This window comes from Halomonas sp. KO116, assembly GCF_000734975.2.
Taxonomy (GTDB): domain Bacteria; phylum Pseudomonadota; class Gammaproteobacteria; order Pseudomonadales; family Halomonadaceae; genus Vreelandella; species Vreelandella glaciei.
In genome coordinates, this window is record NZ_CP011052.1 from 842,883 (window position 1) to 859,433 (window position 16,551).

At 58.3% G+C, this 16,551-nt stretch carries 14 protein-coding genes; 9 read left to right on the top strand and 5 right to left on the bottom strand.

What is annotated here, in order from left to right; genetic code table 11:
- The first annotated feature begins 1 nt into the window (after position 1).
- Genes KO116_RS03950 through KO116_RS03965 form a run of 4 tightly spaced genes read left to right on the top strand, consistent with a single transcriptional unit; the run spans position 2 to position 5,176 of the window.
- Entirely contained in the window at positions 2 to 1,660 is a 1,659-nt protein-coding gene (locus KO116_RS03950) for a 5-guanidino-2-oxopentanoate decarboxylase (RefSeq protein ID WP_035561320.1), read from the top strand.
- Entirely contained in the window at positions 1,650 to 2,960 is a 1,311-nt protein-coding gene (locus KO116_RS03955; RefSeq protein WP_035561323.1) for a purine-cytosine permease family protein, read from the top strand. Before KO116_RS03950 ends, KO116_RS03955 begins: the two co-directional genes overlap by 11 nt.
- A complete protein-coding gene (locus KO116_RS03960; protein WP_035561326.1) occupies positions 2,957 to 3,691 on the top strand; it encodes an MBL fold metallo-hydrolase in 735 nt (244 codons plus the stop codon). The genes KO116_RS03955 and KO116_RS03960 overlap by 4 nt, the downstream gene beginning before the upstream one ends.
- Positions 3,692 to 3,703: 12 nt before the next feature.
- Entirely contained in the window at positions 3,704 to 5,176 is a 1,473-nt protein-coding gene (locus KO116_RS03965) for an aldehyde dehydrogenase family protein (protein ID WP_045812070.1), read from the top strand.
- 27 nt (positions 5,177 to 5,203) lie between these two features.
- On the opposite strand, the gene KO116_RS03970 is transcribed toward KO116_RS03965, so the two are convergent.
- Together KO116_RS03970 and KO116_RS03975 are read right to left on the bottom strand one after the other, a co-directional pair.
- Complete coding sequence (locus KO116_RS03970; protein ID WP_035561328.1) at positions 5,204 to 6,133, bottom strand: hydroxymethylglutaryl-CoA lyase; 930 nt, start codon at positions 6,131 to 6,133, stop codon at positions 5,204 to 5,206.
- 11 nt (positions 6,134 to 6,144) lie between these two features.
- On the bottom strand, positions 6,145 to 7,350 hold the full coding sequence (locus KO116_RS03975) for a CaiB/BaiF CoA transferase family protein (protein ID WP_035561330.1): 1,206 nt from the start codon (positions 7,348 to 7,350) through the stop codon (positions 6,145 to 6,147).
- A gap of 151 nt (positions 7,351 to 7,501) precedes the next feature.
- On the opposite strand from KO116_RS03975, the gene KO116_RS03980 reads away from it, so the two are divergent.
- The 5 genes from KO116_RS03980 (at position 7,502) to hpaI (ending at position 12,431) form a co-directional block, all read left to right on the top strand.
- Positions 7,502 to 8,401 carry a LysR family transcriptional regulator gene (locus tag KO116_RS03980; protein WP_035561333.1) on the top strand — a complete coding sequence of 300 codons (900 nt, stop codon included), beginning with the start codon at positions 7,502 to 7,504 and terminating at the stop codon, positions 8,399 to 8,401.
- A gap of 321 nt (positions 8,402 to 8,722) precedes the next feature.
- Entirely contained in the window at positions 8,723 to 9,703 is a 981-nt protein-coding gene (locus KO116_RS03985; protein ID WP_035561336.1) for a TRAP transporter substrate-binding protein, read from the top strand.
- A 106-nt stretch (positions 9,704 to 9,809) separates the two neighbouring features.
- Positions 9,810 to 10,352 (top strand): TRAP transporter small permease, encoded by a 543-nt coding sequence (locus KO116_RS03990; RefSeq protein WP_035561340.1) that lies wholly within the window; start codon positions 9,810 to 9,812, stop codon positions 10,350 to 10,352.
- Positions 10,349 to 11,644, top strand: coding sequence for a TRAP transporter large permease (locus KO116_RS03995; RefSeq protein WP_035561344.1), 1,296 nt, complete (start codon positions 10,349 to 10,351; stop codon positions 11,642 to 11,644). Before KO116_RS03990 ends, KO116_RS03995 begins: the two co-directional genes overlap by 4 nt.
- 16 nt (positions 11,645 to 11,660) lie before the next feature.
- Positions 11,661 to 12,431, top strand: a complete 771-nt coding sequence (gene hpaI, locus KO116_RS04000) for a 4-hydroxy-2-oxoheptanedioate aldolase (RefSeq protein WP_035561348.1) — start codon at positions 11,661 to 11,663, stop codon at positions 12,429 to 12,431.
- A gap of 28 nt (positions 12,432 to 12,459) precedes the next feature.
- Here the strand turns inward: hpaI and KO116_RS04005 are convergent, their stop codons facing one another.
- Genes KO116_RS04005 through KO116_RS04015 form a run of 3 tightly spaced genes read right to left on the bottom strand, consistent with a single transcriptional unit; the run spans position 12,460 to position 16,383 of the window.
- Complete coding sequence (locus KO116_RS04005; RefSeq protein ID WP_035561351.1) at positions 12,460 to 13,887, bottom strand: FAD-binding oxidoreductase; 1,428 nt, start codon at positions 13,885 to 13,887, stop codon at positions 12,460 to 12,462.
- Positions 13,887 to 15,188, bottom strand: a complete 1,302-nt coding sequence (locus KO116_RS04010; protein WP_035561354.1) for an L-fuconate dehydratase — start codon at positions 15,186 to 15,188, stop codon at positions 13,887 to 13,889. The genes KO116_RS04005 and KO116_RS04010 overlap by 1 nt, the downstream gene beginning before the upstream one ends.
- A 31-nt stretch (positions 15,189 to 15,219) precedes the next feature.
- Positions 15,220 to 16,383 (bottom strand): fumarylacetoacetate hydrolase family protein, encoded by a 1,164-nt coding sequence (locus KO116_RS04015; RefSeq protein WP_035561357.1) that lies wholly within the window; start codon positions 16,381 to 16,383, stop codon positions 15,220 to 15,222.
- Between the last annotated feature and the right edge of the window lie 168 nt (positions 16,384 to 16,551).

Genomic DNA, 16,551 nt, shown 5'->3' on the forward strand with positions numbered 1-16,551 from the left:
AATGAGCGTTGAAGAAGCACGTAAACGATCCACAGTGACCTGTGCTGAGCTACTCATTCGGCTGCTACGGGAGACTTACGGGGTGAGCGTTCTGTTCGGCATCCCCGGCGTGCATACGGTAGAGCTTTATCGCGGGCTGGAAGGCAGCGATGTTCAGCATATAACGCCGCGCCATGAGCAGGGCGCGGGGTTTATGGCCGACGGCTATGCCCGTGCCAGCGGCCAACCGGGAGTGTGCCTGATTATCACCGGCCCGGGCATGACCAACATTGCTACCGCTATGGGCCAAGCCCTGGCGGACTCCATCCCCATGCTGGTGATCTCCAGCGTCAACCGTCGCGATACGCTGGGCTTAGGCCAAGGGCGGCTGCACGAGCTGCCCAGCCAACAGCAGATGATCAGCGGCGTGGCGCGGTTTAGCCACACGCTGCTGGACGCCAACACACTGCCCGACGTGTTGGCCCGCGCCTTTGCCATTTTTAACGGGGCGCGTCCAGGCCCGGTGCATATCGAAATCCCTATCGATCTGTTTAATGCCCCAGTGGATGTGCCGGCCAGTTGGCAAGCGCCCACACTTTACCGCGCGGCGCCTGATCCAGAAGGCTTGGCCGAGGCTGCACGCTTGCTAAAAGCGGCGAAGCAGCCTCTGGTGCTATTGGGCGGGGGCTGCGCTTCAGCGCCGGAAGCCGCAAGAGCATTAGTTGAACAACTGGATGCCCCCACGGTAACAACCATCAACGCCAAGGGGCTGCTTGGCCGTGATCACCCTCTGGACTTAGGCGCCAATGCCGCGCTGCCCGCCGTTCGTGAGCTAGCTGCCAAGGCGGATGTCATTCTGGCGATAGGTACCGAGCTGGGTGAGACTGACTATGACGTCGTTTTTGACGATGGCTTCCACCTCAACGGCACGCTGATTCGTATCGACCTTGATCCCGAGCAGTTGGTACGCAATCAGCGTACAACGCTGGGACTGGTGGGCGATGCCGGGCGCAGCTTGGCGCTTCTGCTTGGTCACTGTCCTGAGCCGCTGAAGCGTCAAGGCATGGAGCGAACCGCCGCAGCGTTGGGCGCGCTTAATTTGGTCAACGACCCTGCCTTTACTGACTTTGTGCCGCTTTATAAAACGTTGGCTGATTATCTCCCCGAGGCGATCCTGGTGGGCGATTCCACCGCACCGGTATATGCCGGTAATCACTTGGTCAGCCAGCCGGCGCCCAGGCGCTACTTCAATGCCTCAACGGGTTACGGCACCTTGGGCTATGGGCTACCGGCGGCGTTGGGTGCCCAGCTGGCACGGCCTGAGCTGCCCGTGGTGGCTCTCGTTGGTGATGGTGGGGTGATGTTTACCCTCTCGGAAATGGCAACCGCCGTAGAAGCGCGCCTGCCGGTGGTGATTGTGCTGTGGCACAACGCCGGCTACGAAGAGATCCGTCGTTATATGGACGCCAACGGTGTGGCCCGCTTAGGCGTGGATATTCAGGCACCCAACTTTCTCACCCTGGCCGAAGGCTTTGGTTGCCCCGGCATACTGGTAGAAAGCCCCGCCGAGTTTGCCGAGGCGCTCGCCAATCGCGAAACGAGCGGGCCTTTACTGATCGAAATTGACGCCGCTGCTTGGCAGAAAAGCCTGATATCAACAGGAGATAACAATGAAGAATAATCATGTGCTCGGCCAAGACACCCTATCTGCCGACGATGTTGAACACAGCCTTGGGCTGCCGGGAACCTTTGCGCTGTGGCTCGGCGCCAATGTGGTGGTCACCACCATCCTGACCGGCATGTTTTTAGTCCCTGATCTGACCTTTCAGCATGCGATGCTGCTGATATTGATTGGTTCGGCGATCGGCATTATCCCGCTGGTATTGATCGGGGTGATGGGCCAGCAAACCGGCATGACCACCATGGTGCTGGCGCGAGGGACTTTTGGCAGAAAAGGCGCTAATTTCCCCGCCTGGGTGAATCTATTGGCGCTGATCGCCTGGAGCTGGATTCAGGCGCTACTCGCCGGCATGAGTCTGGACTACGCCGTGGAAAGCCTGACCGGTTACTCCAACGTGGCGCTGTTTACGGTGCTGTGCGAATCGTTGGTGGTGCTGATCGCGCTTCGCGGACACTTGGGCATTGAAAAGGTCGAGAAAATCGCGGCGCTGTTAATGGTGGGGCTATCGGCGGTGGTGCTTTTTGCGCTCAATCGCCATTACGACCTGCCGAGTATTACCCAGTTAGAGCCGGAAGGTGTACTGGGTGGCGGCGTGATCTTCGATATCGTCGTGGCCACTGCTTTTTCCTGGATACCGCTGGCGGCGGACTACAATCGCCACTGCCGCACACTGAAGGCGGCGGTCGTCGGCACCTGGGGCGGCTATGTGACGGCCACCTTGATTGCCATGGGGTTGGGTGCCACGGTCTCGGCGCTATCCATCGCGGAAGGCATGGAGCAGACCTACGATCCCACGGCCCTGCTGAGTGGTTTCGGGTTTGGGCTGCCAGCGGCGCTGGTGATTTTCTTCTCGGTACTCACCACCAACGTGATGTGTGTTTACAGCGCGACGCTTTCGTTTATGAGCGTGCGTCCCAAGGTGCCGTTCTGGAAACCGGCGTTGATCATTGGCGTGGTGTCAGTGGTAGGCGCGCTGATCCCCGGCATTCTTGACCAGTTCCAGACCTTCCTATTGATTATCGGCAGCGTCTTTATACCGGCCTTTTCCCTGATGATCGTGGATTACTACCTGCTGGGTCGCCAACGCTATACCTCGGCACAATTGATCCAGGCTGAACATAGCCTTCCCGCCTTCAACTGGCTGGCGCTGGGCAGCTACGCGGTCGGCGCGTTACTGGCTTACTACTGGAACTGGGTCGCACCGCTTGATTTTGGCGCGTCGCTGCCGGTTTTCGTGATCACCGGCGCGCTCTATTTTGTGATCAGCAAGGTTGCGCTCGCCAAGCGGGTGCCCGCATGAGCCTTGAGCGCATCAATGCACAGCAGTGGTACCGTACCGACAGCAAGGCGGACGGTATCACCCTGATCGACGAACCGTGGATCAAGCCGTTTTATCGCTGCAATATCTGGCATGTCCAGGGCAGCAAGCGGGGCATGGTCGTGGACTTTGGCTTGGGCGCGGTGCCGCTACGCCAGCACGTGGCGCAGCTTGCCGAGCGTGACCTATTGGCGGTGGCCAGCCACACGCACTTTGACCATATCGGCGCTGCCCACGAGTTTGGCTGTTGCCATGTGCATGCCGCCGAGGAGGACATCCTGGCCTCACCTGACAACACGCGCACCCTGGCTGACCAGTTTCTCAGCGATGACATGTTTGAGGCGCTCCCTGCCAAGCCTTATTCGCACAGCCGCTACCGCATCACGGCACCGCAGCAGGTGTGCCCGCTGGCGGATGGCGAAATACTGGACCTGGGGAACCGTCAGTGGGAGGTGATCCATACCCCTGGTCACTCCCCCGGCGGCATCGCCCTGTGGGAGGCGGCCACCCAGACGCTGATTTCGGGCGATCTGATTTACGATGGCCCGCTCATTGAAGACCTCTGGCACAGCGATCTTACCGACTACGCTGCCAGCATGCGGCGGCTGCGCACGCTGCCCGTCCGCACCGTGCACGGCGGCCATTTCCCCAGCTTTAGCGGCCAGCATCTCACAACGCTCATCGATGATTGGCTTCGCCAACACGAGCTTTAAGGAGCCTTAATCGTGCCTACGACATCTAAAATAGAACACGCTTCTATACTTGATAAGCAATTTATCAATAACCAGTGGGTCGCTTCAGCGGGCACTCGACTCCTCGATGTGATGAACCCTTACCGCGAAGAACGCATTGCTCAGGTTACTGCGGGAGATGCCGCGGATGTAGCCGCCGCCGTAACAGCGGCCCAGCAGGCGCAGCCTGATTGGCAGGCGTTGGGTGGTGCCGCACGTGCAGAGTATTTGGAAGGGTTCGCCGATGCACTGGAAGCCCGCCGTGACTCGATTATCACGCTGTCGGCGACCAACAATGGCAAGCCATTAGCGGAGGCGGGGATCGACCTGGAAGATGCTATTGCCTGCTACCGCTACTATGCCAAGCAGGCTAAAGCGTTGGATGCCCGTCAGGGTGAGTTAGTCAGTGTGGAAATGGGGGGTGTTGAAGCGCGTACCTATCATGACCCTGTGGGCGTGGTGGGGCTGATTGCGCCGTGGAATTTCCCACTCGTCACCAGCGCCTGGAAGCTAGCGCCTGCTTTGGCAGCCGGTTGTACCGCTGTGCTTAAACCATCCGAAGTGACACCGCTCCCTGAGTTAGTGCTGGCAGAAATCGCCCTGGAGATTGGCCTGCCCGCGGGTGTGCTCAACTTGCTTAACGGCGACGGTGAGGGTATCGGCGCACCGCTCACCAGCCACCCAGGCGTGGATAAAATCTCCTTTACCGGAAGTAATCGCGTGGGTGAAGCGGTCATGCAGTCGGCTAGTGCCCGCACCGCGAGCGTGTCGCTGGAACTAGGCGGCAAATCCCCCATTTTAGTGATGGAAGATGCCGACCCGGCGCAAGCCGCTGACTGGGTAATGGCGGGCATTTACTTCAATGCCGGACAAATCTGCTCAGCAACTTCGCGCCTGTTGGTACACGAAGACGTAGCGGAAGCACTCTATGCCGCGCTTGGAGAGCGAATGGATGCGCTAACGCTAGGCGACCCGCTAGCCGAAGGCATCGACTTAGGCCCGCTGACCAGCGCCAAACAGCGCGACGCCGTGCAACGCTATTTGGATCTGGCCGAACAGGAAGGACTGACAGTCGTGCGCGATGCGACGCACCGCACGTTGCCGACCCAGGGCTACTTCCTGGCCCCCACGCTTTATCGCGATGTACCGCTTGAGAGCCGCCTGTGGAAAGAGGAGGTTTTCGGCCCGGTGCTCTGCGCCCGCAGCGTGACAAGTGAAGCCGAAGCGATTCGACTCGCCAACGACAGTGCTTTTGGCCTAGCGGCAACTGTCATCAGCGGTGACCCAGAGCGTGCCAAGCGCATTGGCCGTCAGTTGAAAGCCGGTAGCATCTGGTACAACAGCGAGCAACTCGTGCTACCTGAAACCGCCTGGGGCGGCTTTAAGCGTAGCGGCATTGGGCGTGAACTTGGCCCTTGGGGGTTGAGTGCTTATCTGGAAGTGAAGCATGTGATTGGGCCTGCCTAACCTCAGGTTTGAGCATTAGGCATGAACTTATGGCATCGCATAACGCCGGGTCGATTTCCCGGCTTTGACCACCTGCCCCGGCACATCGTGGCCGATAAGGTTGGGGAGGGTGGCGGCGACTTCAAGCAGTGCATCCAGATCGACACCGGTATCGACGCCCATGGCTTCAAACATATGCACCAGATCTTCGGTGCATACATTACCGCTAGCGCCGGGGGCGAAGGGGCAGCCGCCTAGCCCACCTAATGAAGCATCAAAGCGGTTGATGCCCGCCTGCCACGCCGCCAGTGCATTGGCTAAGCCCATGCCGCGGGTGTTGTGGAAGTGCAGCGTGAACGGCGTTTCTGGCCAGCGCTTAAGCACGGCTTCACACAGGCGTTTGACCTGCGCAGGGTTAGCCATACCGGTGGTGTCACAGAGTGTAACTCCCTGAATGCCAAGGTCGATAAGTTGTTCAATGAGCTCAAGTACCCGCGCTTCGGGCACTTCGCCTTCGAAGGGGCAACCGAAGGTCGTGGAAAGCGATGCATTGATAAAAACGCCGCTACCCTGTGTCAGTTCCAAAATAGCTGCGAACTGTTCAAGAGATTGTTCCGGCGCCATGCGCAGGTTAGCTAAGCCATGGCTATTGCTGGCAGACATCACCAGATTAATCTCATCCACTTGGCAGCCCAGCGCCCGTTCGGTGCCTTTTACGTTGGGTACCAGTACGGTGAGATCGACGCCCTCCTGGCGTTGAATGCCGGTCACCACCTCAGCGGCATCACGCAGGTTGGGGATCGCTTTAGGCGACGTAAACGAGGTTGCCTCAATGCGGCGCAGACCAGTGGTAGAAAGCGCGTCAATCCAGCGGATCTTCTCTTCCGTGGGCACAAACCGAGCCTCAATCTGCAGGCCGTCCCGGGGGGCAACTTCGTTAATCTCGATTTTGGTGGGGCAAGGTGTTACCAACTTCATAAAAAAGCTCCCTAGATGATGCCCGCTTGGCGCAGCTTGGCGCGGGTTTCGTGATCAATACCCAGCTCATCCAACACGTCGTCGGTATGCTGGCCAAGGGTGGGGCCGCCGTCGCCGATTCGCCCTGGCGTAGCGCTAAGCTTTGGCAATACGCCGGGTACTTTTAGCGGTTTACCGTTGGGGCGAGTGAAGGTTTGAATCATCTCCCGCGCCAAATAGTGGGGATCAAAGGCGATATCTTCCGCCGTGTAGGGGTAGCCTGCGGGCACACGGGCTTCATCCAGCGCCTGTAAAATGGCATCCCGTGGGCGCTCTGCCGTCCATGCTTGAATGGCGGCATCAATCATCTCGGCTTGCTGGCTGCGTCCATCGTTGTGGGCCAGGGCCGAGTCGTTGGCGAGATCATCACGGCCAATAACGCCCATTAAGCGCTTGAAGATACTATCGCCGTTACCGGCGATTAGTACGTAATCGCCGCCTTGGCAGCGGTAGGCGTTGGAAGGGGTGATGCCGGGCAGGGCGCTGCCGCTGGGTTCGCGATTCTGGCCGCTGGCATCGAATTCCGGCAGCAGGCTCTCCATCATCGCAAACACCGACTCATACAGCGCGACGTCGATCTCTTGACCCAGGTTACTGCGGTTGCGCTCCTGGAGTGCCAGCAGGGTACCAATCACGGCGTAGAGCGCGGAAAGCGAGTCACCAATGCTGACTCCTACGCGCACCGAAGGCTCGCCCGGCTGACCGGTGAGGTAACGCAGTCCGCCCATGGCTTCGCCTATGACGCCAAACCCGGGCTTGTCGCGGTAGGGACCCGTTTGCCCGTAGCCGGAAATATGCACCATGATCAGCCGTGGGTTGAGTTGGGAGAGTGCTTTCCAGCCCAACCCCCAGTTGTCTAGCGTGCCGGGGCGGAAGTTCTCCACCACCACGTCAGCCTCGGCGGCGAGCTGTCGCACCAGCTGTTGGCCCTCTTCACTGCGCAAGTCCAGCGCCACCGAGCGCTTGTTGCGGGTCTGGACGTGCCACCAGAGCGAGGTGCCATCCTCTATCATTCGCCATTTGCGAAGTGGGTCGCCGGTGCCGGGTGGTTCGATTTTAATCACATCGGCACCGAATTCACCCAGTAGTTTGGTGGCGAAAGGCCCCGCAATCAGTTGCCCAAGCTCAAGCACTTTCAAGCCTTGGAGCGGAAGCTGGCGGGCTTCGGGAGCATTCATTAAGGCTTTCCTCTATTTATCGTTATCATCATTCATTGTCAGCATGCGTGAGCCGATCCAGAGCGACAATTAGGCAATCGGTAACAAAGGGTTCGTGGTTAGCGAAGGGGTGCGTTAGCATAATCCGCCTGTCCTTTGGGAGTCATGTGTCATGCGCCGCTTCGATTTTGTCACCCTCAAGCTGTTTATTTCCGTAGCGGACGAAGGCCGCCTGACCGCTGCAGCCGAGCGAGAACACTTAGCACTCGCTGCAGTGAGCAAGCGAATAAGCGATCTGGAAGCGCTGGTCGGCACGTCGCTGCTGTATCGCCGCCCGCGAGGTGTGGAGCTCACTCCTGCGGGCCAGGCGTTTTTGCACCATGCTCGGCGCATTATGGATAACATCGAGCGCCTACATGCGGAACTCAGCGAGTACGGAGAAGGCGTGCGCGGCCATGTGCGTATCCACTCCAATACCTCGGCGATCATTGCTTTTCTCCCTCAGGATCTCAGTGCCTTTACCCGCCTCTATCCTGAAATCAAGATTGATCTGCAGGAGCGGGTTAGCAGTGAAATCATTGCCGCCGTGCGCGATGGCCTGACGGATATAGGCATTTTCGCCGGGCATGTGCCAGCGCCAGACCTTCAGCAGCTCTCTTATCGACATGACCGTCTCATGTTAATGACGCCCATGGATCACCCCTTGGCTGAGCGTGAAAGCATCGCTTTTAACGAAGCGCTGGCCTTCGATTTTATTGGCTTACAGCAGGACGCCTCGCTGCAATCACTGTTGAATGAACAAGCTAACCTAGCAGGCAAAGCGCTGCGTATGCGCATTCAGGTACGTAGCTTTGACGCTATTTGCCGGATGATTCACCACGGTATGGGCGTTGGCGTACTCCCCGAGCAGACCATCTATCGTGATCTGGGTGATTTGCAGCTCAAAAGCATCCCCCTTAGCGATCCCTGGGCCCAGCGTGAGCTGGTGATTGGCATGCGCCGCTACGCCTCGTTGCATGTGACGGCGCGGCATCTGGTCGATCACCTCACCCAGAAAGCAGTTGAGAGCTAGCTGCAGAATCTGCAAATGGCTTCGTATTTTGTGAAAGCTGGCAAATATTTTGTGATGGCAAAATGCCTTGAGCGGTGGCGCTGAAGTATGCCTTCACAGCCTATCGAGAGGGCTTTTGAAAGAGCAGCGAAGGCGGTCAGGTATTCATCTTTGGTCGTATGGCCGCAAGCGCCTCGGTTAAAAAGCGCGTCATACCGGCGTTTCTAGCCATCGTATTTTACGAAGCCAGCCTTCTTGAACGTCGATTTGAGCCCCTCGGCGGGTTGTTTCAAGATCGAACGAGTAGCACACCCAATAACGACAACCGTAGAGAGTGATCCCATGCGGAAACAATTGCTTGCCACGCTGGCTACCCTAGGCATGCTAACGACGGCCCCGTTCGTTTTAGCTAACCCCATCGAAATTCAAGTCAACAACACCATGAGCGAAGGCGGCTCGGAAAGCGCCGCGGTGGAACGCTTTGCTGAGTATCTAGAAGAGCAGGCGCCAGGCCGCTTTGAAGTGCGTCCCTTTTTGGCGGGCTCTCTTGGCGGTGAAAATGCAGTGTTGGAACTGCTAAACCTGGGCCAAACCCAGCTCTCCCTGACCGGTGGTAACTGGCGTCAACAGTATGCGCCTGAATACGACGCCATTACGGTTCCCTTTGTGTTCACTACTTGGGATGAAGTCGACGCCTATATGGAGAGTCCTTCCGGCCAAGCACTGGTCGAGAAAGCAGAAAGTCAGGGCGGTCTGAAGTACTTTGGTCTGCAGCACCGCGGGCCCCGCCACATGACCGCCAATAAAGAGATCCACTCCCCGGCGGATCTGGATGGCTTCCGCCTGCGCCTGCCTTCGTTGCCGGTATGGTTGGAAGTGTGGGAAGAGATTGGGGCTCAGGTAGTCAACGTACCGGCGCCAGAGATTTATCTCGCCATGCAGACCGGCCAGGTCGATGGCCACGAGAACTCGCTCTCCTCGCCTTATACCCGTCGTCTATGGGAAGTGCAGGACTACCTGATCATGACCAGTCACGTGCAGTTTCCGTGGAGCTGGGTAGCTAGTTCTCGTTGGTGGGATGGTCTAGAAGAGGAAGATCAAGCGCTGATCGAAGAAGCCATTGAGGTGGCACGCCAGTACGGGTCAGAGCAAGAACGCGATCTCGATGAGTTCTATCTGGAAGCCCTGCAGGATGAAGGCATGACCGTCATTGAGCCGGATGTTGCGCCTTTCCGCGAGGCAGCGTTACCGGCTATCGATCGTGTCATGGCTGACATGGCCGAGGGCGTTCGTGAAGATGCGCTGGGTAACGACAGCGAGTAAAACGCGCTGGACAGAAATTGCGGCGGCCCATCGGGCCGTCGCTTTTCTTCATTACAAATAAGTTTTCATGTAAGACTAAAAAGCAGTCAGGGTAAGGAGTTCTCCAGTGGAAGACGCGGTAGCGCCCAGTAAGGGGCCAGATCGAATTGCTTTCTATACGCTGCGCGGCGTTACACGCCTGTGCGATGGGGTGGGCGTGGCGCTGATGGCAGCCATTCTGCTGCTGATCGTGGCGGCCGTGATTGCCCGTGACCTGCTGGGGCTGGGGATGCCCTGGACCGAAGAGGTGGCGTCTATGCTGGCGATTTACGCGATTGGCTTCGGGTCGCTATCCGCCTGGGTACGCAGCGAGCACTTGGTGGTCGATTTGTTCAGCCATAAGCTTTCCGGGCTGGGTAAGAATATCCAGTACCGGCTCACTGCGCTGATCTCCTGCGGCTTTTTTGCACTGGCCGCCTGGGGGGCTTGGATCATGTCGGACATGAGCGCCAACAATAAAACTGTCTCGTTAAGTATCAGTTTCAGCTACCTCTATTACGGCATCTTTTTCAGCTTTGTGGGCATGGCGCTGATTGCCTTTTGGCAAACGTTGCGCGGCCCGGTGGCGTGGTTGGAAACGTCCCATGAAGAGGAGGTCTCTCAACCATGACCGAACTACTGATTTTCGTCGGTGGCTTGTTAGTTCTGATGGCCATTGGCTTGCCCGTGGTGGTCGCCATTGGCGTGACCTCCTTTATCGCCTTGGTAGCGACCGGTACCGGCGGGCTACCCGTCGAGTTACTCCCGCTGCGCATGGTGCAAACCCTCAATAACTTTACCCTGCTGGCGATTCCGCTGTTTATTCTGGCCGCCAACATCATGAATATTGGCTCCACCACCACGCGGATTTTTGATTTTGCGACTGCCTTAGTAGGTTTTACCAAGGGTGGCCTGGGTCACGCCAACGTGGTGGCCAGCTCCATTTTCGCCACGATGTCGGGCACCGCGGTGGCCGATGCTGCCGGGCTGGGTAGTATCGAAATCAAGGCGATGAAAGAGCGTGGCTACGAGTTGGGTTACTCAACCGGCATCACTGCCGCCTCTAGCGTCATCGGGCCAATTCTGCCGCCCAGTATCGCGCTCGTCGTTTATGGCTGGCTGGCCAATGTGAGTATTGGTGGGCTGTTTATGGCGGGGCTACTGCCGGGTATCTTGATGGCACTGCTGCTGATGGGAATGACCGTGCTGCTCTCTGCCAGCGGTAGGGTGGTGATGCCTAAACCCACGCCTTTTGACGCCTGCGAAGTTGTCCGCACCGGTAAACGCGCTATTTTGCCTTTGATGATGCCAGCGATTATCGTCGGCGGTATTTGGGGCGGTTTCTTCACGCCCACCGAGGCGGGCGCTATTGCCTCGCTCTACGCGACCATTCTAGGTGGACTGATCTACCGCGATTTGAATTGGAAGGATCTGTTTAACGCCTTCAGTCGCACGCTGATGTTCAGTGCAGTTATCTTGCTGATTATTGCGGTCTCCAGCTTTTATGGCTGGATACTGGTGCGCATGGGCATTCCTCAGGCGTTAGCGGGTCAGGTCGCCAGCATCGATATGCCGATGTTTGCGCTGCTACTCTGTTTTGCGCTGTTCTTCCTATTGATCGGTTGCTTTATGTCAGTGATCGAAAGCATCCTGATTTTTACCCCCATTGTGGTGCCCGCAGCGCTAAGCGCCGGATTAGACCCTGTTCACTTTGGTATCGTGATGGTGATCACGCTATCGGTGGGGGTCATTACGCCGCCATTTGGCACGGTGCTGTTTTTAATGGTGGGCATTACCCGGCTGCGTTATGGCCAAGTGGTGACCGCGATACTGCCGTTCTTGCTGCCGATCATTGCGACCATTTTGCTGTTAATCGCCGTGCCTGGATTGGCCACTTGGCTGCCAGATATCATGGGGTACTAATTCAGAAGGAGCCCGTATGAAAATGCCGCACAACGCGTTTAAGCAACTGCTACTGGCGGGCCAACCCCAAACGGGCATTTGGCTTGGCTTGACCAGTGCTTATACCGCTGAGATTGCCGCCACGGCGGGCTTCGACTGGCTGTTGATTGACGCAGAACATACGCCTAATGATCTCGCCAGCCTGCTTGCTCAGCTGCAGGCGCTGGCCCCCTATCAAAGCCACCCGGTGGTTCGCCCGCCCACCGGCGATGCGGTATTGATCAAGCGTTACCTGGATATTGGCGTGCAGAACCTGCTCATCCCCATGGTCGAGACCGCCGAGCAAGCGGCTGAGTTAGTGGCGGCTACGCGTTACCCACCCCAGGGTATTCGCGGCGTTGGTCATGTGCTGGCACGCGCCTCGCGTTGGGGGCAGGCAGAAGATTACCTCTCCCGCGCTGATGACGAAATCTGCCTCATGCTGCAGGTGGAGAGCCACCAGGCGCTTGCTAACCTGGAGGCTATCGCTGCAGTAGACGGTGTCGATGGGGTGTTTATTGGCCCGGCGGATTTGTCGGCGTCTATGGGGCATCTCGGCAATGCCAACCACCCTGAAGTGACAGAAGCGATTAGTGACGCCATTAACAAGATACGCGCTGCGGGGAAGGCAGCGGGTATCGTCACGGTGGATGAGCAGGCAGCCCGCGGCTATCTCGCCGCGGGCTGTACCTTCGTTGGTGTCGGGATTGATACGCTGCTTTACGCCAATGCGCTGCGCGGTCTAGCAGAGCGGTTCAAGCACGAATGAACCAAATAGTGGTGAACCATGCTGGGGATTACTCCCCAGCAGCAGGCAAAATCCTTCCTGGGTTCATCAATCCTTTGGGGTCGAATAGCGCTTTAACGCCGCTGACCATCTCCCGCTCAATCGGCGATAGCCGCGCCAAATAAGGTGCTTGCTTGGTGCGGCCAATGCCATGTTCAGCGCTGATGCTGCCCTGGAAGTCATCCAGCACCTCAAAAAGACGCTCTTCAAGCTCGTGCAGATGGGCTTTCTTATCGCTATCCGCCATTGCCGTGGGCGGTAGGATATTGAAGTGCAGATTGCCGTCGCCCACATGGCCGTAGGCAATAATGTCGCACTCGGGGGACGCCGCCATCACCACCTCGCTTGCCCGGCTAACGAAGTCCGGAATCGCCGAAATGGGTACCGAGATATCGGTGCGCAGATGCTCGCCGCGCCGCCGTTGACCTTCCAGCATACTTTCACGGAACTGCCACAGCTGGGCGGACTGGGTGTCGCTAGAGGCTAGCGCACCATCCAGCACCAGCTCGCGCTCCATGCCGGTTTCCAGCAGCGCTTCCAGCAAGGCGGTAAGGTCCACGGGGCCTGTGGCGGCGACTTCCATCAGCACGTACCAGGGGTAGGCGCTATCCAGCGGATCGCGTAGCTCGGGCGTCGCTTCAATTGCCAGCTCGATGCAGCGGCGAGGAATCAGCTCAAAAGCCGTTAGCAGATCGCAGCACTCTCGGCGAGCCAAACCGTAAAGGTCAATGACTGCCTGAACGGAGGGCAGTCCCAGCAGCGCCGTCCGGTTTTGGGTGGGGCGCGGTGATAGTTTTAACACCGCGCCAGTGACGATACCCAAGGTACCTTCACTACCCAGAAACAGCTGTTGAAGGTCGTAGCCGCGATTGTCCTTATGCAGCGCACTTAGGCTCTCCCAGATACGGCCGTCGGGGAGCACTACTTCAAGGCCCAGCACCAGCTCGCGCATCATGCCGTAGCGCAACACGTTAAGTCCACCCGCGTTGGTGGCGATATTGCCGCCAATCTGACAACTGCCTTGAGCCCCTAGCGAGAGGGGGAAGTCGCAGTCATGATCAAAGGCGGCCAGCTTAACGTTTTCAAGGATACAGCCCGCGTCTACCGTGATAGTGAAGTTGACCGGATCAATGGCGCGCACATTGTTTAGGCGTTCCAAGCTGATCACCAGCTCCTGACCACTGGCGGCGGGCAAGGCGCCTGCCACCAGGCCGCTATGGCCGCCCTGAGGCGTCATCGCGATCCCTTGTTGATAGCAGCGCTTTGCAACCTCGGCGACTTCAGCGGTATTAGCTGGGCGAGCCACGGCCAACGGCATGCCCAGCGTATCGCCTGCCCAGTCGCTAACGTAGCGCGCCATGGCGTGCGGTTCGCGCAGTAAACCGCGCTCGCCGAGCAGGCTGGTTAACTCATTTAAAAAGGTGGTGGTGTCGGTCATTAACGCTCTTCCTGCCAGGCTGCGCCTTCGGGGAAGCGGTGCTGTGCTTGGGATTCTGCGTGCATGGCAATGCTGTAACCCGGCGCCTCAGGCACTTGGTAGCGGCCACGGTTGATGACTACCGGGTCGATAAAGTGCTCGTGAAGGTGGTCTACGTACTCCAGCACGCGGCCTTCCAGGCTGCCGGATACCGCAATGTAGTCGAATAGCGAGATATGTTGAGTGTATTCGCATAGCCCTACGCCGCCGCCATGGGGGCAAATCGGTACGCCGAATTTAGCGGCCATCAGCACCACGAGGATAACCTCATTTAGCCCCCCCAAGCGTGCGGCATCCAACTGGCAGTAGTCGATGGCATCCGCCTGGAAGAACTGCTTGAACATCACCTTGTTGTGGCAGTGTTCGCCGGTGGCGACACCAATCGGCGCCACGCGGTGGCGGATCTCGGCGTGGCCGAGAATGTCGTCAGGGCTGGTGGGCTCTTCGATCCATAGCGGGTCAAACTCGGCTAGGCGGCGCATTTTGGTGATCGTCTCGTCGACTTCCCACACCTGGTTGGCGTCCATCATTAGCACGTTGTCCCAACCGATCTCATCGCGCAGCAGCGCTGCACGGCGGGCGTCTTCTTCGATGTCGCCGCCAATTTTCTGTTTGAAGTGCGTCCAGCCTTCGGCCAGCGCTTCACGCGCCAGGCCGCGCACTTTCTCGTCGCTGTAACCCAGCCAGCCCGCTGATGTGGTGTAGCCGGGGTAGCCGTCACTGCGCATTTCTGCTTCCCGTGCCGCTTTGCCGGATGACTGGCGGCGTAGCAGGCAGATCGCTTCTTCTGGCGTTAATGCATCCGTCACAAATCGGAAGTCGAGACAGTGCACCAGCTGTTCGGGCGTCATATCCACCAGCAGTTTCCATACCGGCTTGCCTTCTTTCTTCGCCCACATATCCCACACGGCGTTGACGATGGCGGCGGTCGCCAAGTGAATCGCGCCTTTATCGGGCCCAATCCAGCGTAGCTGGCTGTCGCCGGTGATTTCCCGCCAGAAGGTGCCCATATTGTCGGTTATCGAGGAAAGTGTTTTCCCTTCAATCAGCGGCGCCAGCGACTGCAGTGCCGTGACGACAATCTCGTTACCGCGACCAATCGTGAAGGTCAGACCGTGCCCTTCGGGGCTGCCGTCATCGGTGTGTAGGATGACGTAGGCGGCGGAGTAGTCCGGCGCGGCATTCATGGCATCCGAGCCATCCAGCGAGCGCGAGGTGGGGAAGCGAATGTCTTGAATCTCGACGCGAGTAATCGTTGTCATTGTGCTCTCCTTGGCGTGGTGGGGGTGAAATTTAACGGCGCGCTAGGTGGCGCATCAGTTCGCGAATGCCGTAGGTCCAGGGCGGTAGCTGATCGCTTCTGCCTACCCGGTTGACCAGTGCGCCCAGCGCTGGGGTGGCAATGGTGACGCGATCACCCAGGTGATGGGTAAAGCCCTGGCCTTGGCCGTCGCGGTCCTGAATCGGCGAGAACATAGTGCCCAGGAACAGCATAAAACCGTCCGGGTATTGGTGGTGGGCGCCGATGGTTTGGCTAACCAAGTCCAACGGGTCGCGGCTGATCTCGCGCATATCGCTTTCGCCCTGGAGCAGGAAGTCGTCGTCTTCGCCCTCGATACGTAGCGATACCTGGCAGTTGCGCACGCTGTCGATATCGAAGTGATCGTCAAACAGGCGAATGAACGGGCCGAGTGAGCAGGAGGCGTTGTTATCTTTCGCCTTACCCAGCAACAAGGCGCTACGCCCCTCGACATCACGCAGGTTGACGTCGTTGCCCAGAGTGGCACCGCGAACTTTCCCACGGCTATCGACGGCCAGCACGATTTCGGGTTCAGGATTGTTCCATTGAGAAGAGGGGTGTAAGCCTACAGGCGTGCCAAAACCCACCGATGAGAGCGGCTGGGATTTGGTGAACACCTCCGCATCGGGGCCGATGCCGACTTCCATGTATTGTGACCACCCTCCGCGTGCCTGAAGCGCCTTTTTCAGCGACATCGCCTCTTCAGAACCCGGCACCATCTTGGAAAGATCTGTGCCGATCAGTGCTTGAAGATCCTCACGCAGTGCAACTGCCCGCGCCGGGTCGCCGCCCGCTTGCTCTTCGATCACTCGCTCCAAAAGGCTAACGGCAAAGGTGACGCCGCACGCTTTAACGGCCTGCACATCACAAGGCGCAAGCAGGTAGGGCGCTTGTGGCTGGGGTAGCTGAGAGTTTTCCAGCAGTGCCTCAACACTGCACAGATGGGGGCCTTCCGCCTGCTGCACTACCGCTTGTAGGTCGTCGCGTTCCAGCAGGTCAGCCATGGTGGGGCCAAAGGCGGTAATGTCGATCACCTGGCCGTTGTTGACAGTGACTAGCGCGGGGCCGGGATGGCTGCCTTCCAGCCAAACGCGGCCAACCAGCAGCGCGTTACCCAGGTCGGCGGGAAGTGTATCCGTCGATGAAAGTGGCTTCATGTGCTTCTCCATTCGTTCTTAGAATTAGTTTTAATCGTTAGCAGTGGTAGGCGACTGGCGCTAAACAAGCCATCGCCTATCATGTTATAGATGTCGTGTTGTATGACAGGTATGCCAGTTCATGGCTTACTTTAGCGCACCGTTCCATTTCGGGTCGATAGTTAAATC

Coding starts and splice junctions, on each gene's coding strand:
- KO116_RS03995 (WP_035561344.1), top strand. CDS start 10,349: ATGACCGAACTACTGATTTTCGTCGGTGGCTTGTTAGTTCTGATGGCC.
- KO116_RS03960 (WP_035561326.1), top strand. CDS start 2,957: ATGAGCCTTGAGCGCATCAATGCACAGCAGTGGTACCGTACCGACAGC.
- KO116_RS03985 (WP_035561336.1), top strand. CDS start 8,723: ATGCGGAAACAATTGCTTGCCACGCTGGCTACCCTAGGCATGCTAACG.
- KO116_RS03955 (WP_035561323.1), top strand. CDS start 1,650: ATGAAGAATAATCATGTGCTCGGCCAAGACACCCTATCTGCCGACGAT.
- KO116_RS03980 (WP_035561333.1), top strand. CDS start 7,502: ATGCGCCGCTTCGATTTTGTCACCCTCAAGCTGTTTATTTCCGTAGCG.
- KO116_RS04005 (WP_035561351.1), bottom strand. CDS start 13,887: ATGACCGACACCACCACCTTTTTAAATGAGTTAACCAGCCTGCTCGGC.
- KO116_RS04010 (WP_035561354.1), bottom strand. CDS start 15,188: ATGACAACGATTACTCGCGTCGAGATTCAAGACATTCGCTTCCCCACC.
- KO116_RS03950 (WP_035561320.1), top strand. CDS start 2: ATGAGCGTTGAAGAAGCACGTAAACGATCCACAGTGACCTGTGCTGAG.
- hpaI (WP_035561348.1), top strand. CDS start 11,661: ATGAAAATGCCGCACAACGCGTTTAAGCAACTGCTACTGGCGGGCCAA.
- KO116_RS04015 (WP_035561357.1), bottom strand. CDS start 16,383: ATGAAGCCACTTTCATCGACGGATACACTTCCCGCCGACCTGGGTAAC.
- KO116_RS03970 (WP_035561328.1), bottom strand. CDS start 6,133: ATGAAGTTGGTAACACCTTGCCCCACCAAAATCGAGATTAACGAAGTT.
- KO116_RS03975 (WP_035561330.1), bottom strand. CDS start 7,350: ATGAATGCTCCCGAAGCCCGCCAGCTTCCGCTCCAAGGCTTGAAAGTG.